At 64.1% G+C, this 22,205-nt stretch carries 22 protein-coding genes; 14 read left to right on the top strand and 8 right to left on the bottom strand.

All coding sequences use genetic code 11. The features are described from left to right. Positions 1 to 63: 63 nt before the first annotated feature. The 4 genes from E5675_RS14600 to E5675_RS14585 are packed head-to-tail and all read left to right on the top strand — an operon-like array spanning position 64 to position 4,703. Positions 64 to 1,776 carry a class I adenylate-forming enzyme family protein gene (locus E5675_RS14600; protein WP_136175156.1) on the top strand — a complete coding sequence of 571 codons (1,713 nt, stop codon included), beginning with the start codon at positions 64 to 66 and terminating at the stop codon, positions 1,774 to 1,776. Between the two features lie 30 nt (positions 1,777 to 1,806). After that, the gene (locus E5675_RS14595; protein ID WP_136175155.1) at positions 1,807 to 2,655 is read left to right on the top strand and encodes a cytochrome b/b6 domain-containing protein; all 849 of its coding nucleotides are present in this window, start codon (positions 1,807 to 1,809) and stop codon (positions 2,653 to 2,655) included. Then, complete coding sequence (locus E5675_RS14590) at positions 2,652 to 3,425, top strand: molybdopterin-dependent oxidoreductase (RefSeq protein WP_136175154.1); 774 nt, start codon at positions 2,652 to 2,654, stop codon at positions 3,423 to 3,425. The genes E5675_RS14595 and E5675_RS14590 overlap by 4 nt, the downstream gene beginning before the upstream one ends. Before the next feature lie 39 nt (positions 3,426 to 3,464). Further along, positions 3,465 to 4,703, top strand: a complete 1,239-nt coding sequence (locus E5675_RS14585) for a cyclopropane-fatty-acyl-phospholipid synthase family protein (RefSeq protein ID WP_210727538.1) — start codon at positions 3,465 to 3,467, stop codon at positions 4,701 to 4,703. Here the strand turns inward: E5675_RS14585 and E5675_RS14580 are convergent. Further along, a complete protein-coding gene (locus tag E5675_RS14580; protein WP_136175152.1) occupies positions 4,691 to 5,128 on the bottom strand; it encodes a DUF1801 domain-containing protein in 438 nt (145 codons plus the stop codon). The two genes, E5675_RS14585 and E5675_RS14580, sit on opposite strands and share 13 nt — an antisense overlap. 115 nt (positions 5,129 to 5,243) lie before the next feature. Between E5675_RS14580 and E5675_RS14575 the strand changes: the two genes are divergently transcribed. Genes E5675_RS14575 through E5675_RS14560 form a run of 4 tightly spaced genes read left to right on the top strand, consistent with a single transcriptional unit; the run spans position 5,244 to position 9,739 of the window. After that, a complete protein-coding gene (locus E5675_RS14575; protein ID WP_136175151.1) occupies positions 5,244 to 6,461 on the top strand; it encodes an argininosuccinate synthase in 1,218 nt (405 codons plus the stop codon). Between the two features lie 10 nt (positions 6,462 to 6,471). Beyond that, complete coding sequence (locus E5675_RS14570) at positions 6,472 to 7,482, top strand: beta-eliminating lyase-related protein (protein ID WP_136175150.1); 1,011 nt, start codon at positions 6,472 to 6,474, stop codon at positions 7,480 to 7,482. Beyond that, positions 7,479 to 8,447, top strand: a complete 969-nt coding sequence (locus tag E5675_RS14565; RefSeq protein WP_136175149.1) for a DMT family transporter — start codon at positions 7,479 to 7,481, stop codon at positions 8,445 to 8,447. Before E5675_RS14570 ends, E5675_RS14565 begins: the two co-directional genes overlap by 4 nt. Before the next feature lie 32 nt (positions 8,448 to 8,479). Beyond that, positions 8,480 to 9,739, top strand: a complete 1,260-nt coding sequence (locus E5675_RS14560; protein WP_136176505.1) for an alpha/beta hydrolase — start codon at positions 8,480 to 8,482, stop codon at positions 9,737 to 9,739. On the opposite strand, the gene murA is transcribed toward E5675_RS14560, so the two are convergent. After that, positions 9,726 to 11,012 (bottom strand): UDP-N-acetylglucosamine 1-carboxyvinyltransferase, encoded by a 1,287-nt coding sequence (murA, locus tag E5675_RS14555; RefSeq protein ID WP_136175148.1) that lies wholly within the window; start codon positions 11,010 to 11,012, stop codon positions 9,726 to 9,728. The two genes, E5675_RS14560 and murA, sit on opposite strands and share 14 nt — an antisense overlap. A 216-nt stretch (positions 11,013 to 11,228) precedes the next feature. Here murA and E5675_RS14550 point away from each other — a divergent pair, with 216 nt between their 5' ends. Both E5675_RS14550 and E5675_RS14545 read left to right on the top strand, forming a co-directional pair. Continuing rightward, the gene (locus E5675_RS14550) at positions 11,229 to 12,245 is read left to right on the top strand and encodes a DUF3011 domain-containing protein (RefSeq protein WP_168707872.1); all 1,017 of its coding nucleotides are present in this window, start codon (positions 11,229 to 11,231) and stop codon (positions 12,243 to 12,245) included. Positions 12,246 to 12,304: 59 nt separating this feature from the next. Next, complete coding sequence (locus tag E5675_RS14545; RefSeq protein WP_136175146.1) at positions 12,305 to 13,225, top strand: DMT family transporter; 921 nt, start codon at positions 12,305 to 12,307, stop codon at positions 13,223 to 13,225. On the opposite strand, the gene E5675_RS14540 is transcribed toward E5675_RS14545, so the two are convergent. Further along, complete coding sequence (locus tag E5675_RS14540) at positions 13,222 to 13,836, bottom strand: 2-hydroxychromene-2-carboxylate isomerase (protein WP_136175145.1); 615 nt, start codon at positions 13,834 to 13,836, stop codon at positions 13,222 to 13,224. The two genes, E5675_RS14545 and E5675_RS14540, sit on opposite strands and share 4 nt — an antisense overlap. Further along, the gene (locus tag E5675_RS14535; protein WP_136175144.1) at positions 13,830 to 14,561 is read right to left on the bottom strand and encodes an SDR family oxidoreductase; all 732 of its coding nucleotides are present in this window, start codon (positions 14,559 to 14,561) and stop codon (positions 13,830 to 13,832) included. Before E5675_RS14535 ends, E5675_RS14540 begins: the two co-directional genes overlap by 7 nt. Before the next feature lie 67 nt (positions 14,562 to 14,628). Between E5675_RS14535 and E5675_RS14530 the strand changes: the two genes are divergently transcribed. Further along, positions 14,629 to 15,120, top strand: coding sequence for a helix-turn-helix domain-containing protein (locus tag E5675_RS14530; protein ID WP_136175143.1), 492 nt, complete (start codon positions 14,629 to 14,631; stop codon positions 15,118 to 15,120). On the opposite strand, the gene clpS is transcribed toward E5675_RS14530, so the two are convergent. From clpS to phaC, 3 genes are all read right to left on the bottom strand, one after another. Continuing rightward, positions 15,121 to 15,447: an ATP-dependent Clp protease adapter ClpS gene (gene clpS / locus E5675_RS14525; protein WP_136176504.1), complete on the bottom strand. Its 327-nt coding sequence runs from the start codon at positions 15,445 to 15,447 to the stop codon at positions 15,121 to 15,123. It abuts the gene before it with no gap. 254 nt (positions 15,448 to 15,701) lie between these two features. Next, positions 15,702 to 16,442, bottom strand: coding sequence for a phasin family protein (locus tag E5675_RS14520; RefSeq protein ID WP_136175142.1), 741 nt, complete (start codon positions 16,440 to 16,442; stop codon positions 15,702 to 15,704). 123 nt (positions 16,443 to 16,565) lie between these two features. Continuing rightward, positions 16,566 to 18,338 carry a class I poly(R)-hydroxyalkanoic acid synthase gene (gene phaC / locus E5675_RS14515; RefSeq protein WP_136175141.1) on the bottom strand — a complete coding sequence of 591 codons (1,773 nt, stop codon included), beginning with the start codon at positions 18,336 to 18,338 and terminating at the stop codon, positions 16,566 to 16,568. A gap of 116 nt (positions 18,339 to 18,454) precedes the next feature. On the opposite strand from phaC, the gene E5675_RS14510 reads away from it, so the two are divergent. The 3 genes from E5675_RS14510 to E5675_RS14500 all read left to right on the top strand — a co-directional run bounded on the left by E5675_RS14510 (position 18,455) and on the right by E5675_RS14500 (position 21,604). Further along, positions 18,455 to 19,675: an LL-diaminopimelate aminotransferase gene (locus E5675_RS14510; protein ID WP_136175140.1), complete on the top strand. Its 1,221-nt coding sequence runs from the start codon at positions 18,455 to 18,457 to the stop codon at positions 19,673 to 19,675. Continuing rightward, positions 19,676 to 20,158 (top strand): DUF2721 domain-containing protein, encoded by a 483-nt coding sequence (locus tag E5675_RS14505; protein WP_136175139.1) that lies wholly within the window; start codon positions 19,676 to 19,678, stop codon positions 20,156 to 20,158. Positions 20,159 to 20,290: 132 nt separating this feature from the next. Further along, positions 20,291 to 21,604, top strand: a complete 1,314-nt coding sequence (locus E5675_RS14500) for an MFS transporter (protein WP_136175138.1) — start codon at positions 20,291 to 20,293, stop codon at positions 21,602 to 21,604. A 7-nt stretch (positions 21,605 to 21,611) separates the two neighbouring features. Here E5675_RS14500 and E5675_RS14495 read toward each other — a convergent pair whose 3' ends face one another. Then, positions 21,612 to 22,202 (bottom strand): NADPH-dependent FMN reductase, encoded by a 591-nt coding sequence (locus E5675_RS14495; RefSeq protein WP_136175137.1) that lies wholly within the window; start codon positions 22,200 to 22,202, stop codon positions 21,612 to 21,614. Positions 22,203 to 22,205 lie beyond the last annotated feature (3 nt).

Genomic DNA, 22,205 nt, shown 5'->3' with positions numbered 1-22,205 from the left:
CTTCCCCAGGAGAGGCCTCCCCATAAGGGGTAAGGCGAGCGAGACCAAGAGGAGAGATACACGATGCCATCTGCGCTCGATTTGCGCCTGGAAGCCGCTTACAATCTGATCACCGGCCCGGGCGGACCGATCCAGGTCGGGTCCGTCGAACGCTTTGGCCGCGAGCTGCCCGTCATCACCAACGCGCCGACGAATCTGGCCGACTATTTCGCCTTTTTTTGTGCGCAGCATGGCGATGCGACCTTTCTGGTCGAGGGCGACGAACGGCTGAGCTTCAAACAGGTCTATGCCGCTGCGCGCAAGGTCGCCGCGGCGCTCGTCGAAGGGCATGGCGTCGAGCGGGGCGACCGCGTCGGCATCGCGATGCGCAACGCCAATGCCTGGTGCGTCTCATACCTCGGCGTGTTGATGGCGGGCGGCTGCGCGACGCTGCTCAACGGCTGGTGGCAGGGCGGTGAGCTCGCCGCGGGCATCGAGGATGCCGAAGCGAAGCTGGTTATCGCCGACGTCCAGCGCGCGGCGCGGCTCGCGGAACCGGGCGTCAGCCATGGCGCCAAGGTCATCACCCTCGATCTTTCAAAGCCGATCGACGAAGCGATCGCCCCGATCACGAGCGCGGGCGGCAGCGCCGGGACGGCCTTGCCCGCCCTCACCGGCGACGATCTTGCGACGATCCTTTTTACCTCGGGTTCGACGGGCCAGTCGAAGGGCGCCTATTCTCGCCATCATGCGGTGGTGCAGGCGATCTTCAACTATGTCACCCAAACCGCAAGCATCGTCCATCTGCTCACGCAGGACGGGCTGATGTCGGACATCCAGCCCGCGACGTTGATCTGCACCCCGCTGTTCCACGTCACCGCGGAAATTCCGGTATTCCTCCAGAGCATCGCGATCGGGCGCAAGCTGGTTCTGATGCCCAAGTGGAATGCGGACGAGGCGATGCGGCTGATCCAGGATGAGAAGGTCAATTATTTCGTGGGCGTTCCGCTGATGAGCTATGAGATTCTCGTCAGCCCGAACCGCAAAAATTATGATTTGTCGACGTGCAAGAGCTACGCCGGCGGCGGCGCGCCGCGTCCGCCTGAACATGTGCGGCGCCTTGCGTCCGAAATGGGTGAGGCAAAGCCGCTGCTCGGTTACGGTCTGACCGAAACCAATGCGGTCGGCTGCGGCATCATAAACGAGAATTATGTCGACAAGCCGCTGTCGACTGGCCCCGCGTCGAAGCCGCTCGTCGATCTTGCGATCCTCGACGACAATGGCGAACCGGTGGCGCAGGGCGGCGTCGGCGAAGTCTGCATCCGGTCGGTCGCCAATTTCGAGGGCTATTGGAACAATGAGGCGGCGACGAAGGCGGCCTTTTTCGACAATGGCTATTTCCGTTCGGGCGACCTCGGCTATCTCGACGAGGACGGCTATCTGTTCATCGTCGATCGCAAGAAAGACATCATCATTCGCGGCGGCGAGAATATCAGCTGTCAGGAAGTCGAGGCCGCGATCTACGAGCATCCCGAGGCGAACGAATGCGCGGTGTTCGGGCTTCCCGACGAGCGGCTCGGCGAATGCGTCGGCGCGGTGGTGTGGATGAAGCCGGGCAGCAGCGTGACCGCCGAGGATCTGGTCGCCTTCCTCAGCGCGCGCCTGGCGCCGTACAAGGTGCCGTGCAAGATCTGGATGTCGAACGACGCGCTGCCCAAGCTCGGCAGCGAAAAGATCGACAAGGTCAGCTTGCGGAACCGCTATCGCGACGAATATGCTGCGGAGGTTGCCGCGTAACCAATCTAAGGAAGGAAGCGAACCGGGACCATGGCCGAGGCTGAAACTCCCGTCGCTCCCGAAAAGCCCCAGCCGGTGCGCGTTTATCGCCACCGGCTGCCGACGCGCATCTGGCATTGGGTCAACGCCGCCACGCTGCTGATCCTCCTGATGAGCGGGCTGATGATCTTCAACGCGCATCCGCGCCTCTATTGGGGCGACTATGGCGCCAATTTCGATCGCGCATGGTTCACGATCGGATCGACCGCCGACACGGGCTATCTGCGCATCAGTGACTGGAAGATCGATACGACTGGCGTGCTCGGCCGCTGGACCAATGCCGCGGGTGTGGAAAAGACCTGGGCCTTTCCGGGCTGGGCGACGATCCCGACGAGCTACAGCCTCGCCGACGGGCGGCGCTGGCACCTGCTGTTCGCGTGGATATTGTCGGTCGGGCTGGCGCTCTATATGCTGTGGATGCTCTTTGCCGGGCACTTGCGCAAGGACCTGCACGTCCGCCGCGCCGAATGGTCGCCGCGCCACATCTGGCACGATGTGAAGGAGCATGCGCGGCTGCGCTTCCCGAAGGGCGAGGCCGCGGCGCGTTACGGCATATTGCAAAAGCTCAGCTATATCGGCGTGATCTTTCTCGCGCTGCCGCTGATGATTGCGACGGGGCTCACCATGTCGCCGGGAATGAACGCGGCCTGGCCGTGGCTGCTCGATATCTTCGGCGGGCGCCAGTCGGCGCGCTCGATCCACTTTATCATCGCGTGGGCGCTCGTGGCATTTTTCGTCGTCCATATCGCGATGGTCCTGCTCGCGGGGCCGGTCAACGAACTGCGCTCGATGATCACCGGATGGTTTCGCCTGCCACCCGAGAAGGATGAGCGCGCATGAGCGATATCATCCTCCCGCGCCGCCAACTCATCGCGCGCGCCGGCGGACTGGCCGCAGCGGCGCTGCCGTTGTTGTCGGGCTGCGACGCGATCAACGACGCGCCGGTCGTCCGCAAGATATTGTCGATGGGTGAGGAAATGAATCGCGCTAGCCAGCGCGCGCTGATCGATCGCGATGCGCTCGCGCGCGAATTCAGCCGCGCCGACCTGTCGCCCTATTTCCGGCCGAACGGTACGCGCCTCCCCGCCGGAGCCGACTATGCCGCCCATGCCGCCAGCGGCTTTACCGACTGGCGCGTTCGGGTCTCCGGTCTCGTCGCGCGTCCGCTGTCGCTGTCGATGGCCGACATCCGCGCGATGCCGCAGCGCACGCAGATCACGCGTCATGATTGCGTCGAGGGCTGGAGCGCGATCGGACAATGGACGGGAGTCCAGCTTGGCCGCATCCTCACAGCGGCCGGGGTAAGGGAAAGCGCGCGCTATATCGTCTTCCGCTGCGCCGACCGACTCGGCGACGCGCCCTATTATGAAAGCTGCGACATGGTAGATGCCTTGCATCCGCAGACGATTCTCGCCTGGGCGCTCAACGATGCGGTGTTGCCGATCGCCAACGGCGCGCCACTGCGCCTGCGCATCGAGCGTCAGCTCGGCTATAAGCACGCCAAATATGTGAACGCGATCGAGGCGGTCGCGAGCCTCGACGGCGTCGGCGCGGGCAAGGGCGGCTATTGGGAGGATCGCATCGATTATGAATGGTATGCCGGAATTTGACCTCGGCCCCGTCGCGGTGCAAATATTCGGCGCATAAATATGTCGATTCTGCGTCCGTTTCTCTCCCGGATCATTCGTCAGGGGCGGCTTGTCGTTGTCGCTCCCGATGGCTCGCGCGAGGAATATGGCCTGCCGGCCGACGGTCTCCCAAATGTCACGATCCGCTTCACGAGTCGCAAGGGGATGCACCGCATCATTCTCGACCCCCGCCTCGGCGCCGCCGAAGCATTCATGGATGGCGAGATGGAGCTGGTCGAGGGCGACATCATGGAACTCGTCGCGCTCATTCGCTCGAACACGCCATGGGACCGCGGCGCGAAGCTGCACGACAAGACGTGGCTGGGCCGGCGCGCCGAGTGGGTGAAAACGCGGATCGGCTCGATCAACCGCCGGCGCCAGTCGCGCGCCAACGTCAAGCATCACTACGACATCGGCAACGATCTCTATCGCCTCTTCCTCGACGAGGACATGCAATATAGCTGCGCCTATTGGCCGCGGCCCGGCATGACGTTGGAGGAGGCGCAGGTCGCGAAAAAGGCGCATATCGCGGCGAAGCTTGCGCTCGCGCCGGGGCAGCGCATCCTCGACATCGGTTGCGGCTGGGGCGGGATGGCGATCACGCTGGCGAAACTCGAAAAGGTCGATGTCCTCGGTATTACCCTGTCCGAAGAGCAGCTGGCGCTCGCGCGTCAGCGCGCGCAAGCGGCGGGGGTCGCCGACCGGGTGACCTTCGAACTGATCGACTATCGCGACCTCGCCGCGCGCGAGGCGGGGCGTTTCGATCGCATTGTGTCAGTCGGCATGTTCGAGCATGTCGGCGCCCCCAATTTCGACACTTTCTTTCGGGCCGCCGCCAATCTGATGACCGCCGAAGGGGTGATGCTGCTCCACACGATCGGGCGTTTCGGCAAGCCGGGATCGACCGACGCCTTCACCCGCAAATATATCTTCCCCGGGGGCTATATCCCCGCGCTCAGCGAGACGTTGGCGGCGAGCGAGAAGAGCCGGCTTATTGCGACCGATATCGAAACGCTGCGCCTGCATTATGCGCTCACCCTGCGCCAATGGTATGCGCGCACGCTTGCGCACGAGGACGAGATCGTGGCGACGATGGGCGTTCGCTTCTTTCGCATGTGGTGCTTCTATCTCGCCGGCGCGACATCGGCGTTCGAAAGCGGCGGGATGGGCAATTACCAGATCCAGTTCGCGCGTAGTCGCCATGCGCTGCCGCTGACCCGCGACTATATGGGCGAGGCCGAGCGAGGCTATGTCGGGTAGCGCTCGTTCATGACGTCCCAACTCAGCGTAACAAGCTGTTCGAGCACGTCGATGTCCACATCGGCGAGCTTGTTGATGTAAAGGCAGGATTTGCCCGCCCTGTGCTTGCCGAGTCTGGCAAGGAGCGCGTCGGCCTCGGGCTGGCGATCGCAGTAATTTCCCATCAGATAGAGCGTCGTCGCGGCCTTGCGGGGTGAGAAGCCGGCGCGGCACATCGTTCCCGAATGGCCGCTATCATAGACATAGTCATAGCTGCCATAGCCGATGATCGACGGACCCCACATCTTGGGCGGCTGGCCGGTGACGCGTCGGTGGATCGCATCGATGATGGCGGCTTCCTCACGGCGCCTCGCGTCGGGCACCGCGGTGATGAAATCGGCGACCGAAACCTCGGTCGCCTGGGTCTTGATTTCGGCTTTGGTCATGGCGTTTCTCCCGGGCGCCGACGATAGTCTGCGCGCGGCGGAGCGCCAAGCCGGTTGCGCGTTCGCCGGCTCCCTGCTAGCCGCGCCCGCGTCTTTCCCTCGCCAAAGGTGCACCATGTCCGAGTCCTTCAAGCGCGTCGTCCTCGCCTATTCGGGCGGCCTCGATACCAGCGTCATCCTGAAGTGGCTGCAGGTCACCTATGGCTGCGAGGTGGTGACCTTCACCGCCGACCTCGGGCAGGGCGAGGAACTCGAACCCGCGCGTGCCAAGGCCGAACTGATGGGGATCAAGCCCGAGCACATCTATATCGACGATCTGCGCGAAGAATTCGTGCGCGACTTCGTCTTCCCGATGATGCGCGCCAATGCGCGTTACGAAGGCGATTATCTGCTCGGTACGTCGATCGCGCGACCGCTTATCTCGAAGCGGCTCGTCGAGATCGCGCGCGAGACGGGCGCCGACGCGGTTGCGCATGGCGCGACAGGCAAGGGCAACGACCAGGTGCGCTTCGAACTCAGCGCCTACGCACTCAACCCCGACATCAAGGTGATCGCGCCGTGGCGCGAATGGGACCTGACCAGCCGCACCGCGTTGATCGACTTCGCCGAGAAGAACCAGATTCCGGTGCCCAAGGACAAGCGGGGCGAAAGCCCCTTCTCGACCGACGCGAACCTCCTCCACACCTCGTCCGAAGGCAAGGTGCTCGAGGATCCGTGGGAAGAGACCCCCGACTATGTCTATTCGCGCACCGTCAATCCCGAGGACGCGCCCGACACGCCCGAATATATCACGATCGATTTCGAAAAGGGCGACGGCGTCGCGCTCAACGGTCGGGCGATGTCGCCCGCGACGTTGCTTGCGGCGTTGAACGACCTTGGCCGCAAGCATGGCATCGGCCGCCTCGATTTGGTCGAGAACCGCTTCGTCGGCATGAAGTCGCGGGGGATGTACGAGACGCCCGGTGGGGAAATCTATGCCCGCGCCCATCGCGGCATCGAAAGCATCACCCTTGATCGCGGCGCCGCACACCTGAAAGACGAGCTGATGCCGAAATATGCCGAGCTCATCTACAACGGCTTCTGGTTTGCGCCCGAGCGCGAGATGCTGCAGGCAGCGATCGATCATAGCCAGGCAAATGTCACCGGCACCGTGCGGCTCAAGCTCTACAAGGGCAACGCGAGCGTCGTCGGCCGCAAGTCGCCGTTCAGCCTCTACAGCGAACGCCATGTGACGTTCGAGGACGATGCCGGCGCCTATGACCAGAAAGATGCGGCGGGCTTTATCAAGCTCAACGCCTTGCGCTTGAAATTGCTCGCGAAACAGGGCCGATAAGGCGCGCGACATGACCGCGACCCGCTTCTTCTCCGACAATGCCGCGACCGTCCATCCGGCGGTGATGGAGGCAATGGCCGCCGCCAATCGGGTTGATACGGCCTATGACGGCGACGCGCTCAGCCAGTCGCTCGACGCGGCCTTTTCAGAACTTTTCGAGACGGATTGCGAGGTTGTGTGGATCCCGACAGGGACCGCAGCGAACAGCATCATCCTCGCGCATTTCGTGCGGCCGTGGCAGGGCATTCTTTGCTACGAAGAGGCGCATATCGAGGTCGATGAATGCGGCGCGCCGACCTTTTATTCGGGAGGCGCGAAGCTGATGCCGCTGCCGGGGCGCGGCGCGAAGATCGATGCCGCCGCCCTGAAGGCGCGGATCGCGGGAATCCGTCAGGACGTGCATCAGGTTCAACCGGCGGCGGTCAGCATTACCAACGCGACCGAATATGGCCTCGCGTGGCGTGCCGACGAGATCGGCGAGATCAGTGCGATCGCGAAAGGTAAAGGGTTGAAGTTGCATATGGATGGCGCGCGTTTTGCCAACGCTGTCGCCTTTCTCGGCTGCGCGCCCGCCGACGTCACATGGCGCGCCGGGGTCGACGCGCTGTCGTTCGGCTTCACCAAAAACGGCGCGATGATGGCCGAGGCGATCGTCTTTTTCGGCGGCAGCGGCGGCCCCGGTGTGCGTGAGCTCAAGAAACGCGGCGGCCACCTGCTCAGCAAGGGGCGCTTCGTTGCAGCGCAGATCCGCGCGATGCTGCGGAACGATCTGTGGTTGGCCAATGCACGCGCCGCCAATGCCGGCGCGGCGAAGCTGGCGGCGGCGTGCGGCAACCGCTTGATGTATCCGGTCGAGGCGAACGAACTGTTTGTCCGTATGACCGCAGAAGAGGCCGCCAAGCTGCGCGCCGCCGGGTTCGATTTCTACGACTGGGGCGAAGGCGCCGCGCGCCTGGTCGTCAGCTGGGATCAGGATGCCGAAGCGGTCGCGCCGCTGGCGGCGGCGATCGGCCAGCTATGAGCGACGAGCAGCCGACGCTGCTCAGCCCCCGCGTCCTGTTGCCCTTCGCGCTGGTCACGTTGATCTGGGGGTCGACCTGGATCGTAATCAAGGGGCAGCTCGGCGTCGTTCCGCCGAGCTGGTCGGTGACCTATCGTTTCGCTGTCGCGGCGATCGCGATGTTCGTCTTTGCCGCGATGCGGCGCGAGCAGATATGGATCGGGGCCCGCGCGATGGTCTTTGCGGCGGTCCTCGGTGCCGCGCAGTTCGCGCTGAACTTCAACTTCGTCTATCGCGCCGAGCAGCACATAACCTCGGGCCTTGTCGCGGTGCTCTTCGCGTTGCTGATCGTGCCCAACACCTTGCTCGGGCGCGCCTTTCTGAAGACGCCGCTCGAAGGGCGCTTCCTCGCGGGGGCGGGCATCGCGATCGTCGGGGTCGGGCTGATGATCCTGCACGAATATCGCGCGGCGGCGGTGGGGGCGGGCGAGGTCCTGCTCGGCACCGCATTGACGCTTGCTGGCGTGATGAGCGCGTCGACCGCGAATGTGATGCAAGGTACGGTCTTCGCGCGCGCGCAGTCGATGGTGGTGATGATCGCCTGGGCGATGCTGTTCGGCGCACTCGCCGACGGCAGCTATGCGTGGATCACCACCGGCCCGCCGGTGATCGAGTCCACGCCCGTCTATCTTGGTGGCGTGCTTTATCTCGGCATCATTGCGAGCGCGGTGACCTTTCCGCTCTATTTCAACGTCATCCGGGCGGTCGGGCCGGGGCAGGCGGCCTGGTCGAGCGTACTGATCCCGATCATCGCGATGGGGTTTTCGACCGTATTCGAAAATTATCATTGGGCGGCGCTGTCGATCGCCGGCGGCATCGTCGCGTTGATTGGGCTGGTTATCGCGGTCGCAAAGCGGCCCGAGCGGCCGTCGGTCAGCGGAAATACGGTATCGATGCCGGTGCAGCAAGAAGACCGGTTGCCATAGCTGTATTGCTGTAATAATACGGTGATGTGAAAATGTTTGCCAGCACGTTGTTGCTCCTCGCCGCGCTTCCGGGCGCACCGGCTTTCGCGCAAGGCGCTTGCCAGCCCGGCACTTATGCGGCCCCCGATGGCGATTTCGTGGTACTTGCGAAGCTCCCGTCGATCCAGGCGCCGGGGCTGCGCTACCTGTTCCGCGATGGGCGGCGTGGCGCGACATCGGACCCGGATGCGCCACTCGCTTGCGATGCCGGTCGGGTGAATGTGAAAAACACGGCCTGGCAACCGGTCGCGTTCCGCGAGACGCCGGCGAGTTTTGACAGCGTCGGCACGAAAATGGCGGGCATGCTCATCGAGCCGCCGGGCGCGGACCCGATGCGCCCGCTCGTCGTGATGGTGCATGGGTCCGAACGAAGTTCGCCGATCGGGGGCCTCTATGGATATGCGATGGCGGCACAGGGTGTTTCGGTCTTCGTCTATGACAAGCGCGGAACGGGGGGATCCGATGGCGAGTATACGCAGAATTTCGAACTGCTCGCTACCGATGCGGCGCATGCGCTCGAAAAGGCGCGGGAGATGGCGGCGGGCCGGTTCGGTCGCGCGGGCTTTTTCGGCGGCAGCCAGGGCGGCTGGGTCGCCCCGCTCGCGGCGACGTTGACAAAGGCCGACTATGTGACCGTCGGCTTCGGGCTCGTTGCATCGCCGATCGAGGAAGACCGCGAGCAGATGGTGTCCGAAGTGCGCGCAGCTGGGCTGGGCAAGGATGCCGAGGCGCTGGTCAACCGCTTGTCGCAGGCTACCGCAGGGCTGCTGCTGTCGGATTTCGACACCGGCTACGAAGCGCTGGACGCCGTACGGCGCGAGATGGCGGACAAGGCATGGGCGGCGAAGATCGAGGGCGAGTATAGCGGGGCGATCGCGCGCATGCCGAACGAGGAGCTGAAGCGGATCGGGCGGGCGCGCTTCGACAACCTCGAACTGATCTGGGACTATGACGCGGTTGCGGCGCTACGGAAACTCGATACGCCCTTGCTGTGGGTGCTTGCGGGCGATGACCGCGAGGCGCCGATCGAAACCACGCGCGGCGCGTTGCTCGAGCTGGCGAAGGAAGGCAAGCCGTTCGACGTCTATCTCTTCCCTGGCACCGATCACGGCATGTTCGAGTTCACGACCGCCGCCGATGGATCGCGCACGATCACCCGCATCACCGACGGCTATCTGAAGCTGCTCGGGGACTGGATCAAGGGCAGCGCAAGCGGGGCATATGGCCGCGCGGAGAGACTTACCCAGCGCTGATCCGTTCGATATCGGCGCCGACGGCCTGGAGTTTTTCCTCAAGCCGCTCGTAACCGCGATCAAGGTGATAGACGCGATTGACCTCGGTCGTTCCTTGGGCAGCCAGGCCCGCGATGATCAGGCTCATCGAGGCGCGCAGGTCGGTCGCCATCACCGGCGCGCCGACGAGATGGTCGACGCCGCGGACGATCGCGGTGCGGCCCTTGACCTGGATGTCGCAGCCCATGCGCGCAAGCTCGGGGACGTGCATATAGCGGTTTTCGAAGATCGTTTCGGTGAACAGCGAAGCGCCCTTGCCGAGCGTTGCCATCGCCATGAACTGCGCCTGCATGTCGGTCGCGAAGCCGGGGTAGGGCGCCGTCGAGAGCGTGACGGGTTCGGCGCGGCCCGACATCGCGACGCGGATGCCCGCCTTGGTCTCCTCGACCGTCGCACCGGCGTCGCGCAGCGCGGCGAGCGTCGCGTCCATCTCGTCGGCCTTCGCGCCGACCAGCTCGACATCGCCCTCGGTAATGACCGCGGCGCAGGCATAGCTGCCCGCCTCGATGCGGTCGGCCATCACGCGATAGGTCGCGCCGTGAAGCCGGTCGACGCCCTCGATCGTCAGCGTTTCGGTGCCGATCCCGTCGATATGCGCCCCCATCGCGACGAGGCAGTTGCACAGGTCGACGATCTCGGGCTCGCGCGCCGCATTTTCGAGCACGCAGGTGCCCTTGGCGAGCACTGCCGCCATGACGGCATTTTCGGTCGCGCCGACGGACACGACGGGGAAGGTGAACTTGCCGCCGGGGAGGCGTCCGCCGCCGGGCGCGCTCGCCTTCACATAGCCCGACGCGAGCTCGATCTCGGCGCCGAAGGCTTCGAGGGCCTTGAGGTGCAGGTCGATCGGACGGTTGCCGATCGCGCAGCCGCCGGGAAGCGACACGGTTGCCTCGCCCGCGCGCGCGAGCAGCGGGCCGAGTACCAGAATCGAGGCGCGCATCTTGCGCACGATGTCATAGGGGGCGACGGTTGAGGTGAGGGTGGTCGCGCGCGCGGTCATCACGCGGCCGAAATCCTCGGGTCGCGATCCCTCGATCGTCGTCGAGCAGCCGAGCTGGTTCAAGAGATGGCCGAATCCGTCGACGTCGGCGAGCCGCGGCAGGTTCCTGAGCGTAAGCGGCTCGTCGGTGAGCAGCGCGCAGGGCAACAGGGTAAGCGCCGCATTCTTGGCGCCGGAGATGGGGATACGGCCCTTGAGTCGCTGGCCGCCGCGAATGACGATCTGATCCATCGGCTGTCTTTAGCGCATGCGCGGGACCGCGCAAGCGGACTGGCCATGCCGGCGATGGCGGCCGCCGCACGGTGCCGCGAGGATAGTTAAGTTGCGGTACGAGCGAATAGCTTTCGTCGTGGCTTTCCCATGGAAAATGTGAAACTATTCGTGCCCATATCGGGCCTCGACAATCGCAGCGTTTACGTAAAACGACTTTTCACAGGGGAGAAGGTCATGCGGAATAATGTCGTCACGGTCGTGACTGCGGCCACTTTGATTGCCAGCCAACTTGTGGTGCCCGCGATGCCGCAAGCCACGACCTTGCCCTATCCGCCACCCGGCGGCCCGCAGATCCAGCCGCCGCGCCCCGGCTATGGCGATGGCCATGCCGGAACGATTCGCTGCGAATCGCGGAACAACCGGGTCCAGCGCTGCAACGTCCGGACGAACAATCGCGTCGAATTGATGCGGGTCATCGGCGGGCGCTGTTCGAAGGGGCGCGACTGGGGTTTCACCGCGACGCAGATCTGGGTGTCGGGCGGGTGCCGCGCCGAGTTCCGCTACGGCTATGCCAATAATGGCGGCAATCCGGTGCCGTTGCCGCAGCCGGTCGACGATTATGCGGGGACGATCCGCTGCGAGTCGCGCAGCAACCGCTATCAGCAGTGCAATGTCGCGACGAACGACCGCGTCGAACTGGTGCGCCGGCTCGGCGGGCGCTGCAACGCCGGGCGGCAATGGGGCTACACCTCGAGCTATGTCTGGGTGAACAACGGATGCCGCGCCGACTTCGGCTATGGCTATCGCAACGTCCGGCCGCCCGAGAAGGACAAGGACAAGGGACCGAGCACCGGGCTGATCATCGGCGGCATCGTCGTCGCGGGCGGGCTGCTCGCCTTGCTCGCGAGCCAGGGCAAGAAGAAGAAGGCCGAGGCCGGCGAGCCGGTGCAGGATGACACGGCCACGCCGACCTATCCGGCGGGTCCCCCCGCGACGCTCAGCGCCAATCTTTCGTCCTTGCTGAGCGCGGCGCGGCCATCGGTGCAGAATTGCATGAACGATGCGGCGCGCCAGATCGGGGTGACCGGCGGCACGCGGCTGTCGTACGACCGGTTGGTCCACCTCGAGCAGGGCAATGGCGGCTGGCGCATCCGCGCGGCGATGACCGCCACCTATCCCGATGGCACCAAGCAGATCGAAATGTATTGCCGCGCGACGCCGACGCAGATCATCCAGCTCGACTTCAGTTAGACAGGAGGCGGGCGCCCGCTATTCGGGTGACGAATTTCGGGTGAAGGCGGAGCGGCGGAATGATGAAGGAAGGCGGTGCGGCCGCGGCGATTTGGTCGCGGGCTTATCCGTTGCTGACGGTAACCGCGCTGTTCTGGGCGGGCAATTCGATCGTCGGGCGCGCCGCACGCGACCTGGTGCCGCCGGCTGCCTTGTCCTTCTGGCGCTGGACCTTCGCGCTTTTGCTGCTGCTGCCGCTCGCATGGCCGCATCTGAAGCGCGACTGGCCGGTGCTGCGCGCAAACTGGCCGATCGTCGCGCTGCTCGGCGCGCTCGCCATCGGATCGTTCAACATTCTGCTCTATACGGGGCTGCAGAGCACGACCGCGCTCAATTCGATGCTGATCCAGTCGGCCCAGCCCGCGCTCGTGCTGATCGCCGGAGCGCTGGTTATGGGCGATCGCACCAGCTTGCGGCAGGTTGCGGGGGTGCTGATTTCGCTTGCAGGCGTGCTCGCGATCATCGGGCGCGGCGATCCCGCGATGCTGTGGGGCCTCCGGCTCAATATCGGGGACGCGATCATCAGCATGGCGGTCCTGCTCTGGGCGCTTTATTCGGTGCTGCTCCGCCGCCGCCCTGAGGTGCATCCGCTGAGTTTCCTCGCCGCGTCGATGGTCGTCGGCGTCGCGGTGATCGCGCCTTTTTACGCGCACGAACTTTGGTCGGGGCGGCTGATGGTTCCGGCGATGGGGAGCGCGCTCGCGATCGCCTATGTCTCGATCTTCCCGTCCTTTCTCGCCTATCTTTTTTTCAATCGCGGGGTCGAACTGATCGGGTCGGCGGGGACGGGGCAATATATGAATGTCATGCCGCTGATGGGCGCGGGGCTTGCGATGCTGTTCCTCGGCGAGGCGTTGCACCTGTTTCATGTCGCCGGGTTGGCGCTGATCGTTGCCGGCATCCTCGTCGCCGGGCGCCCGCCGCCGGCGGCGCAAGCCTAATCTTTGGCTTGGCCGAGCACTTCTTCGACCTGCGCAAGCCGGTCCTTGCCAAAGAACATCTCGCCGCCGACGAAGAAGGTCGGAATACCGAAAACGCCGCGCGAGACCGCGGCTTCGGTATTTGCGGCCAGCTTTGCCTTGATCGCGGGCTCTCCCGTGCGCGCGAGCAAAGCCGGGCCGTCGAAGCCGTTCGCCGAGAGGTAGGGCGCGATTATCTCCGGATCGTCCATCTTCAGGCCTTCTTCCCACATCGCGCGGTTCACCGCGTCGACATAATCGTCGAGATTGCCCTCCTCCTCGGCGACGATCGCGCCGCGCATGATGAGCAGCGTGTTGACCGGAAAATGCGGGTTGATGCGGAATTTGACGAGGCCGTGCTTCGCGATGAAGCGGCGCATTTCGAGATTCTCGTATGCGAGCTTCGCGGGCGCGTCGGCGTACTGGATCATCGGCGCCTTGTTGCCCGTCGCCTTGAAGATGCCGCCCAAAAGACAGGGGGTGATGACGAGGTCGGCGCCCGTGCGATCGAGCAGGTCGGGAAGCGCCTTCATCGAGAGATAGGCGTTGGGGCTACCGAAGTCGAAGATGAGTTCGAGCGTTTTGGTCACCATTTTTCTCCCCACGGACGAAGATCGAGTTCGTGCGTCCACGCGCTTTTCGGCTGTTTATGGAGCATTACATAATTGGCGGCGATGGCTGCGGGATTGAGGATCAGATCCTGTGCTTTCGCATTGTCAAAATCGGGGTGGCGGCCTTTGATAAATTCGGTGTCGATCGCGCCGTCTATCACGGTGTGCGCGACATGGATGCCCTGCGGCCCCAGCTCGCGCGCCATCGACTGCGCGAGCATGCGGAGCGCGCCCTTGGCGCCCGAGAAGGCTGAAAAGCCCGAGCCGCCGCGCAGCGATGCTGTCGCTCCGGTAAAGATTATCGTGCCGCGGCCGCGCGGCATCATGCGTTTCGCTGCTTCGCGGCCCATCAGGAAGCCGCCAAGACACGCCATTTCCCAGACCTTGGTGTAGACGCGCAGCGTCGTTTCGGTGATCGGGAAATTCACATTGGCGCCAATGTTGAACACCGCGACCTCGACCGGCCCGATTTCGGCTTCGACCTGGTCGAAGAGCGCGATCATCGCCTCTTCGTCGCGCGCGTCGGCGGGGAAGGCGTGGGCGCGATGCCCTTCGTCACGGATCGACTGCGCGAGCGCTTCGAGTTGCTCGGCGTTTCTTGTCCTGCGGTTGACGCAGGCCGTGAGGCCTTCGGCGGCGAAGGCGCGCGCGATCGCGCCGCCGGTGGCGTCGCCGGCGCCGATAATGACGGCTGCGGGATTGGGCATGATCGACTCTCCTCTTGTGCTACATAGTAACTATGATAATCATAGTGACAAGAGGATAAGGTGACACGTGCCAAAACGCGCCGATCTGTCGGATACATATTGCCCCGTCGGGCGGTCGGCCGAGCTGCTCGGCGACCGTGCGGTGCTACTGATCCTGCGCGATCTGTTCTTCGGGCGACGGAGGTTTGAGGCGATCGCCACGAATACCGGGCTCGGGCCACAGCTCGTTTCGGCGCGGCTCAAATTGCTCGAGGGCGAGGGCGTGGTCGAGCGCCACGCCTATCAGGACCGTCCGCGGCGCCACGAATATCGGCTGACCGACAAGGGCAAGGACTTGTTCGGCGTGCTCTACGCGATGCGTGGCTGGGCCGAGCGCTGGGCGTATCAGGATGGCGAGACCGGCGACGGGCCCGCGATGCGCTACATTCACCGCGCGTGCGGCGCAGACGTCGGGACGGCGCTGGTGTGCCCGGGGTGCGGCGCCGCGCTGGGCTATGGCGATCTGAAGGGCGAACCCTCGCCGGCGCTCAAAGCCGAGCAGGCCGCAAAATCTGGCTGATCAGGCCTTTTCCAGCGTGCATTGCAGCGGGTGCTGGTTCTGTCGCGCCGCGTCCATCACCTGGTTCACCTTGGTTTCGGCGACCTCGTAGCTGAAAACGCCGCATACGCCGACGCCCTGCTGGTGGACGTGCAGCATCACCTGCGTCGCCTGTTCGATATCCATGTTGAAGAAACGCTGAAGCACCATCACGACGAATTCCATCGGCGTATAATCGTCGTTGAGCAGCAGCACCTTGTACATCGACGGCTTCTTCGCCTTGGCGCGGGTGCGCGTCGCGATGCCGACGCCCGGGCTGCCGGACGAGCCTTCGTCCTTGTCCGCCATGGCGCGGACATTCTTTGACTCCGCCATGGCGCGGACCGGCTGGATGGTCGAAACTGGAAACATCATCGCAGGAATATCGCAAGCCGCTGCCGAAGCGCAAGGGGCGCGGTCGTGGATTTTAACCTCTTGTTCGCCAGCGGGTCGCGCAAAGCAAGAACCGCCCGCCTCTGAAAAGAAGCGAGCGGCCCTGGTGTGTCGGCGCAGGCGGGGAGAGGGAGGGGAGTTGCCCGCGCCAACGATGGAAGAGAGGTCGCTTAGGCGGCCTTCATCTTCGAAGTGATGACCGAAACGCGGTTGGAGATCGGCGCGAAGCTGTCGTTCGTCAGCTTGACGACGAGCTCGCTGGTCTTCGAAGTCTGCGCAACGGCGGCGTCGAACGCCTTCTTGCTGTTTTCGGCATAGAGCTTGAAGAAGTCGGCCGGGGTCTTGACGGCGGTGTAGCCCTTCAGCGCGGCGGTCGTGTCCTCAAAGCTCTTGCGAGCGAAGGTGACGCCTTCCTGGCCGAGCGTTTCGATGCCCTTGGCAGCGATCTTGCCCGATTCGACGAGGGCTTCGACGTTCGCCTTGTTGAATTCGACGGCTTCTTCGGCGAGTTTGCTCGACTTAGCGAACGCTTCCTTGGCCTTCTCGTTGAAGTCGGCGGTCATGGCTTCGGCGCGGGTCTTCGCTTCGTCGGCGAACTTCTTGACGGTGTCGTTCATGGTCTTCAGTCCTTTGGTTGCGAGGGCGGCCGGCTTCGGCGCGGCTTTCGCGGGCTTGGAGGCAATGGTCTTCGCAGTCGCCTTCTTGGGGGCGACCTTCTTGGATGCCGGCTTTGCGGCTTTCTTTTGGACCGGCTTGGCCTTCGCCGCGACAGTCTTGGTTTTCACGGGCGCCGCGGCCTTCGCTGCGGGGGCAGCTTCGGCGGGAGCGGCAGGAGCAGCCACCGGCTTGGCGGCGGTTTCCAGCGTCGCGGCTTCGAAAGCCTTTTCGGCACTATCCATCTTGGTAGCCATCGGGACAACTCCTTTATGTTGCACTGCACAATATAGGAGTGGATCGGTGATTTCAAGCAAAAATTTGTGCAGCGCACAAAAATAATCGCAGCACCGGCCCGCGGGCAATATATTCGTGAGATATTACCGCTGTTTGACGTAGCGTCCCGGGGCGTCCTCGATCGCCTTTTTCTTTCCTTTCCCGGGGATCCGCGCGCCCTTGACGGCGCTTTTTTCATCATCCTGCTGCGCGATCCAGCCGATCCAGTGCGGCCACCAGCTGCCCTTGGTCTCGGACGCGCCCGCAACAAAATCGTCGAGCGACGCGGCTCCATTGTCGCCGGTCCAATATTGATATTTGCCCGCCGCGGGCGGGTTGACCACGCCGGCGATATGTCCCGAGCCCGCGAGGATGAAGGTCTTGGGCCCCGACAGGTGTTCCATCAGCCGCCACACGCTCGCAAGCGGCGCGATATGATCCTCGCGGCCCGCCTGGATATAGGCGGGGGTCTCGATCTTTCTGAGATCGATCGGCGTGCCCATCACCTTCAGGCTGTTGGGGACCACCATGCGATTGTCGCGATAGAGGTCGACCAGATATTGCCGGTGCCATTTCGCGGGGAGGTTGGTGACGTCGCCGTTCCAGTAGAGAAGGTCGAACGGCGGATAGTCGTTGCCGAGCAGATAATTGCTCACCACATAGTTCCAGATGAGGTCGCGCCCGCGCAGGCTGTTGAAGGTCGCGGCCATATAGCGCCCGTCGAGGAAACCGCCGGCTGAAAGCTGCTGGAGGAGCGTAAGGTAGCTTTCGTCGACGAACATCTTGAGGTCGCCCGCAAGCTCGAAGTCGACCTGTGCTGTGAAGAAGGTCACCGACTTGACCTTGTCCGCCTCGCCGCGCGCCGCGAGCATCGCGAGCGTTGCGGCAAGCGTCGTGCCCGCGACGCAATAGCCGATGGTGTGGACATGCGCCACGTCCAGCAGATCGCGCACGGTATCGATCGCGTCGACCTGCGCCGCGACATAATCGTCCCAAGCGACTTCGCTCATCGACGCGTCGGCCGACTTCCACGACACCATGAACACGCTGAGCCCCTGTTCGACCGCCCAGGCGACGAAGCTTTTCGCGGGGTTGAGGTCGAGGATGTAGAAGCGGTTGATCCACGGCGGGAAGATGACGAGCGGGACGGTGAAAACCTCCTTCGTCGTCGGGCTGTACTGGATCAGCTGATAGAGATCGGTTTCGTGGACCACCTTGCCCGGTGTGGTCGCGATATTCACCCCGACTTCGAACGCGTCGGGGTCGACATGGCTCAATTGCCCGCGCGACAGGTCGGCGAGCATATTCTTCAACCCCTTCAGCAGGCTTTCGCCGCGCGTCTCGACCGCACGCCTGATCACTTCGGGATTGGTGATCGCAAGGTTCGAAGGCGACAGCGCGTCGGTCATATTTTTCGCGGCGAATTCCATCTTCGCGCGCGCATGCTCGTCGAGCCCCTGCATCGTGCGGGTGGTCGTAAGTAATTGTTCGGCGAGCAGGCCATAGGTTTGGCGGATAAGCGCGAAGACCGGGTTGGCGGTCCAGTCGGGATCGGCGAAACGCTTGTCTTTCGGCGCATCGGCGTCCGGCGCGAACGACGGCTGGATCGTCGCGAGCGAGGTCCAGAAAGCGACGCCCTGTTCCCACAGCTTCGAGGATTGTTCGGCCCACAGCTGGGTGGTCGGATTTTGCAGCCAGCTCGCGGGGTCGAACATACCCGCTGCGGCGCTGTTGCCCTGATTGGCTTGCCCCAGCGCATATTCGAGCATCATCTGCTGCGCGCGGCCCATGACGCTGGCCCAATGCTGCAGGTCATCGGGCGACGGCATGAAGGGGTTCGGTGCTTCTTTCGTGTCGTCCTTACCCGTGTCGCTCATGCTCGTTCCTGCTGGTCAGTGCGGATATAATGCCTATAACAAGCCGTGATGCGGCTGGCGAGATTGCCGCGCGCGTCAATTCAATATGTAACGCAAAGGAGTTGTTCTAGTTTCCCATGTCCGAAGATGAATTCTATCGCATCAAGCGCCTGCCGCCTTACGTCATCGCCGAAGTGAATGCGATGCGTGCGGCCGCCCGCGCCGCGGGAGAGGACATCATCGACCTGGGGATGGGCAACCCCGACCTGCCGCCGCCCGCGCATGTGATCGAGAAGCTCTGCGAAGTCGCGATGAAGCCCGATGCGCACGGCTATTCGCAGTCGAAGGGCATTCCGGGCCTCCGCCGCGCGCAGGCCAATTATTACGGCCGCCGCTTCAACGTGGAACTGGATCCCGAGACCGAAGTCGTCGTCACCATGGGGTCGAAGGAAGGGCTCGCGAGCCTCGCGACCGCGATCACCGGTCCCGGCGACGTCGTGCTCGCGCCGAACCCGAGCTATCCTATTCATACTTTCGGTTTCATCATCGCCGGCGCGACGATCCGCAGCGTGCCAACGACGCCCGACGAGAATTATTGGCGCGCGCTCGACCGCGCGATGGCGTTCACGGTGCCGCGGCCCTCGATCCTCGTCGTCAACTATCCGTCGAACCCGACCGCCGAAGCCGTCGACCTCGCTTTCTATGAGCGGCTCGTCGCATGGGCGAAGGAGAATAAGGTGTGGGTCCTGTCCGACCTCGCTTATTCCGAGCTTTATTACGACGGCAATCCGACGCCTTCGATCCTGCAGGTGCCGGGTGCGAAGGACGTTGCGATCGAATTCACCTCGATGTCGAAAACCTATTCGATGGCAGGCTGGCGCATGGGCTTCGCGGTCGGCAACAAGAAACTGATCGCCGCGATGACACGGGTCAAATCCTATCTCGACTACGGCGCCTTCACCCCGATCCAGGCCGCGGCTTGCGCTGCGCTCAACGGGCCGCAGGACATCGTCGCGAAGAACCGCGAGCTGTACCAGAAGCGCCGCGATGTGATGGTCGAGAGCTTCGCGCGCGCCGGCTGGGACATTCCGAGCCCGCCCGCGTCTATGTTCGCCTGGGCGCCGCTGCCGCCCGCGCTCAAGGAAATGGGCAGCCTCGAATTCTCGAAGCAATTGCTGACCCACGCCAAGGTCGCGGTTGCGCCGGGCGTCGGCTATGGCGAGGACGGCGAAGGCTATGTCCGCATCGCGATGGTCGAGAATGAACAGCGCATCCGGCAGGCCGCGCGCAACATCCGCAAATTCCTCGCCATGCACGGCGTCAACACACCGTCGGTCGCGGCAGGCGGCGGCGCGTAAGTGACGCCGGACGCGAGTGCCATCGCGCAGACGATCCAGCTGTCGGTCACGCCGGTGTTCCTGCTGGTCGCGACCGGGAGTCTGCTCAATGTCATCGCGGGCCGCCTAGCGCGCGTCGTCGATCGTTCACGCAATCTGATGGAGCGCTGGGCCGAGACCGAAGGCCTCGAGCATGAGCGCATCGTGGCCGAGCTGCGCATCGCCGACCGAAGGATGGGGATTATCAACAATTCGATCCTCTCCGCTGTCGCCTGCGGGATCGTGGTCTGCCTGCTCGTGGCGCTGCTGTTCACCCAGGCGTTTACCGGTGCCAACCTCGGCGTTGCCGCCTCCTGGGCTTTTGCGGCGGCGATGCTGTTGCTGCTCGTCTCGCTGATCCTGTTCCTCGTCGAGGTCCGGCTGGCGGTACGCGCGATCCATGTCCCGATGGAATTGCTGGAGCTGGAGGGCCGGGATCGGAAGCCGCGGCGCGATCGCCCCTGACCGGCCGAAAAATATTTCCACGCGCTGCACGGCAGGCGCCGTAACGGCAATTGTGAGCGGGCATTTCCGGCGCGACGGATGGACGTTGACACCGGTCCCTCGGGTCTGCTCCCATGGCGGCGGGAGATATAAATGACTGACAAAGCCTCGCCGGCCCCGGGTATCGCTTCGCCGTCAGCCGATGGCATTTCCGCGCAAACGCGGACGATGCTGTGGATCCTGTTGATCGTCTATATCTTCAACTTTCTCGATCGGCAGATCGTCAATATCCTCGCCGAACCGATAAAGGCCGACCTCGGCCTTTCGGATACCGAACTTGGCCTGCTCGCCGGCCCCGCCTTCGCCGTTTTCTATGCGCTGCTTGGCATCCCGATCGCGCGCTATGCCGACCGGGAGGGGACGAACCGCGTCCGGCTGATCGCCCTCGCGCTCGCCATCTGGTCGGCGATGACCGCGGTGTGCGGGTTGGCGCAGAACTTCGTGCAATTGCTCCTCGCGCGCATCGGCGTCGGCGTGGGCGAGGCAGGGTGCACTCCCGCCGCGCATTCGCTGATTTCGGACAGTGTTGCGCCCGAAAAGCGCTCGTCGGCGATCGCATTTTATGGCCTCGGCGTCCCGATCGGTTCGCTGCTCGGGCTGATTCTCGGCGGCATCGTCAACGATCTCTACGGCTGGCGCATCGCATTGATGCTCGTCGGGGCGCCCGGTCTGCTGCTCGCGCTGGCGGTGCTGTTCGTGATGCGCGAACCGCGGCATCACCGACCCGTCGAGACGACGGCGGAGGCTGCGCCGGCACAGCTTCCCGCGCGCGAGGCGATGCGCGAAATCTTTTCGTCGCGCGCGTTCCTCTACATATTGATCGCGGCGTCCGTCACCGCCTTCCTCGGTTATGGCAAGGCGCTGTGGACGATCAGCTTTTTCATCCGCAGCCACGGCCTGTCGACCACCGAAGCGGGGCTGTCGATGGCGGTGGTGCTGGGGCTGGCAGGGGTATTCGGTACTTGGCTCGGCGGCAAATGCGCCGACATTTTCGGCAAGCGCGACAAGCGACATATTCTGACCTTGCCCGCCTATGGCATGGCCGTCGGCGCCCCGATCCTCTTTCTCGGCTATCAAATGGACGACTGGCGCGTCGCGGTGGCGCTGCTCATCGTCCCGACCATCCTCAATTCAGCCTATTATGGCCCCGCCTATGCCTGCGTTCAGGGGCTGGTGCGGCCGCAGGCGCGCGCGGTCGCGGCGTCGATCATGCTGTTCGGTCAGAATCTGATCGGGCTCGGATTCGGCCCCTTCCTCTTTGGCGTGCTGTCGGACGCACTCGCGCCCGCCTATGGCGAGGAAAGCGTGCGCTACGTTCTTTATGGCGCGGCGTGGCTCGGCCTCATCCCCGCTTTCTTCTTCTGGCGCGCCAGCCTGCTGCTCGCCTCCGAACTCAAGTCGGGCTAGCACCGACTCAGTAGGGCGGATCGGCCTTCGCGCGTTGCGCCTTGGCGGCGTCGATCCACCAATTGAGGTCTTCGGCGAAGCGGGGAAAGCTCTTCTCCAGCCGCGCGCCGTCGTCGCCCGTCGGATTGCCCTCGGCGTCGAACGCGCCGCCGATCCGCCCAACCGGCAGGATCGATGACGTGACCGCCATTCCCATCTCGCCGAGCGTGTCGCGCCAGCCCATCATCGCGCGCACCCCCGACCACGGGCCCGCCGAATAACAGGCGATCGCGGCGGGGCGCCAGAACCATTCCTCGAGATAATGGTCCGTGAGGTTCTTGAGCCCCGGCTGCGGCCCCCAATTATATTCGCCGGTAACGAACAGAAAGCCGTCGGCGGCGCGGATCTTCCCCGCGAGTTCCTCCATCGCCGTGGGCGCTTCGCCCTTCGGATATTCCTTGTACATCCGGTCGAGCATCGGCAGGCCGACCGCTTTCGCGTCGATCAGTTCGGCGCTGTCGCCGCGCGCATCGATGGCATCGACGAGCCAGCGCGCGAGCGTGATGCCCTGCCGGTCGCGGCGATAGCTGCCGTAGAAGATGAGGATATGTCGGGTCATGCC

Source organism: Sphingopyxis sp. PAMC25046, from assembly GCF_004795895.1.
GTDB lineage: Bacteria > Pseudomonadota > Alphaproteobacteria > Sphingomonadales > Sphingomonadaceae > Sphingopyxis.
Note: the sequence above shows the minus strand (reverse complement) of the source record. Positions and strands in the feature narration are given on the sequence as shown.

Excerpts from the sequence above, each read along its gene's own strand:
- E5675_RS14570 (WP_136175150.1), top strand. The coding sequence starts at position 6,472 with ATGACCGCGACCCGCTTCTTCTCCGACAATGCCGCGACCGTCCATCCG.
- E5675_RS14585 (WP_210727538.1), top strand. The coding sequence starts at position 3,465 with ATGTCGATTCTGCGTCCGTTTCTCTCCCGGATCATTCGTCAGGGGCGG.
- E5675_RS14580 (WP_136175152.1), bottom strand. The coding sequence starts at position 5,128 with ATGACCAAAGCCGAAATCAAGACCCAGGCGACCGAGGTTTCGGTCGCC.
- E5675_RS14600 (WP_136175156.1), top strand. The coding sequence starts at position 64 with ATGCCATCTGCGCTCGATTTGCGCCTGGAAGCCGCTTACAATCTGATC.
- E5675_RS14500 (WP_136175138.1), top strand. The coding sequence starts at position 20,291 with ATGACTGACAAAGCCTCGCCGGCCCCGGGTATCGCTTCGCCGTCAGCC.
- murA (WP_136175148.1), bottom strand. The coding sequence starts at position 11,012 with ATGGATCAGATCGTCATTCGCGGCGGCCAGCGACTCAAGGGCCGTATC.
- E5675_RS14575 (WP_136175151.1), top strand. The coding sequence starts at position 5,244 with ATGTCCGAGTCCTTCAAGCGCGTCGTCCTCGCCTATTCGGGCGGCCTC.
- phaC (WP_136175141.1), bottom strand. The coding sequence starts at position 18,338 with ATGAGCGACACGGGTAAGGACGACACGAAAGAAGCACCGAACCCCTTC.
- E5675_RS14595 (WP_136175155.1), top strand. The coding sequence starts at position 1,807 with ATGGCCGAGGCTGAAACTCCCGTCGCTCCCGAAAAGCCCCAGCCGGTG.
- E5675_RS14545 (WP_136175146.1), top strand. The coding sequence starts at position 12,305 with ATGATGAAGGAAGGCGGTGCGGCCGCGGCGATTTGGTCGCGGGCTTAT.
- E5675_RS14565 (WP_136175149.1), top strand. The coding sequence starts at position 7,479 with ATGAGCGACGAGCAGCCGACGCTGCTCAGCCCCCGCGTCCTGTTGCCC.
- E5675_RS14560 (WP_136176505.1), top strand. The coding sequence starts at position 8,480 with ATGTTTGCCAGCACGTTGTTGCTCCTCGCCGCGCTTCCGGGCGCACCG.
- E5675_RS14540 (WP_136175145.1), bottom strand. The coding sequence starts at position 13,836 with ATGGTGACCAAAACGCTCGAACTCATCTTCGACTTCGGTAGCCCCAAC.
- E5675_RS14510 (WP_136175140.1), top strand. The coding sequence starts at position 18,455 with ATGTCCGAAGATGAATTCTATCGCATCAAGCGCCTGCCGCCTTACGTC.
- E5675_RS14590 (WP_136175154.1), top strand. The coding sequence starts at position 2,652 with ATGAGCGATATCATCCTCCCGCGCCGCCAACTCATCGCGCGCGCCGGC.
- E5675_RS14550 (WP_168707872.1), top strand. The coding sequence starts at position 11,229 with ATGCGGAATAATGTCGTCACGGTCGTGACTGCGGCCACTTTGATTGCC.
- E5675_RS14535 (WP_136175144.1), bottom strand. The coding sequence starts at position 14,561 with ATGCCCAATCCCGCAGCCGTCATTATCGGCGCCGGCGACGCCACCGGC.
- clpS (WP_136176504.1), bottom strand. The coding sequence starts at position 15,447 with ATGGCGGACAAGGACGAAGGCTCGTCCGGCAGCCCGGGCGTCGGCATC.
- E5675_RS14520 (WP_136175142.1), bottom strand. The coding sequence starts at position 16,442 with ATGGCTACCAAGATGGATAGTGCCGAAAAGGCTTTCGAAGCCGCGACG.
- E5675_RS14495 (WP_136175137.1), bottom strand. The coding sequence starts at position 22,202 with ATGACCCGACATATCCTCATCTTCTACGGCAGCTATCGCCGCGACCGG.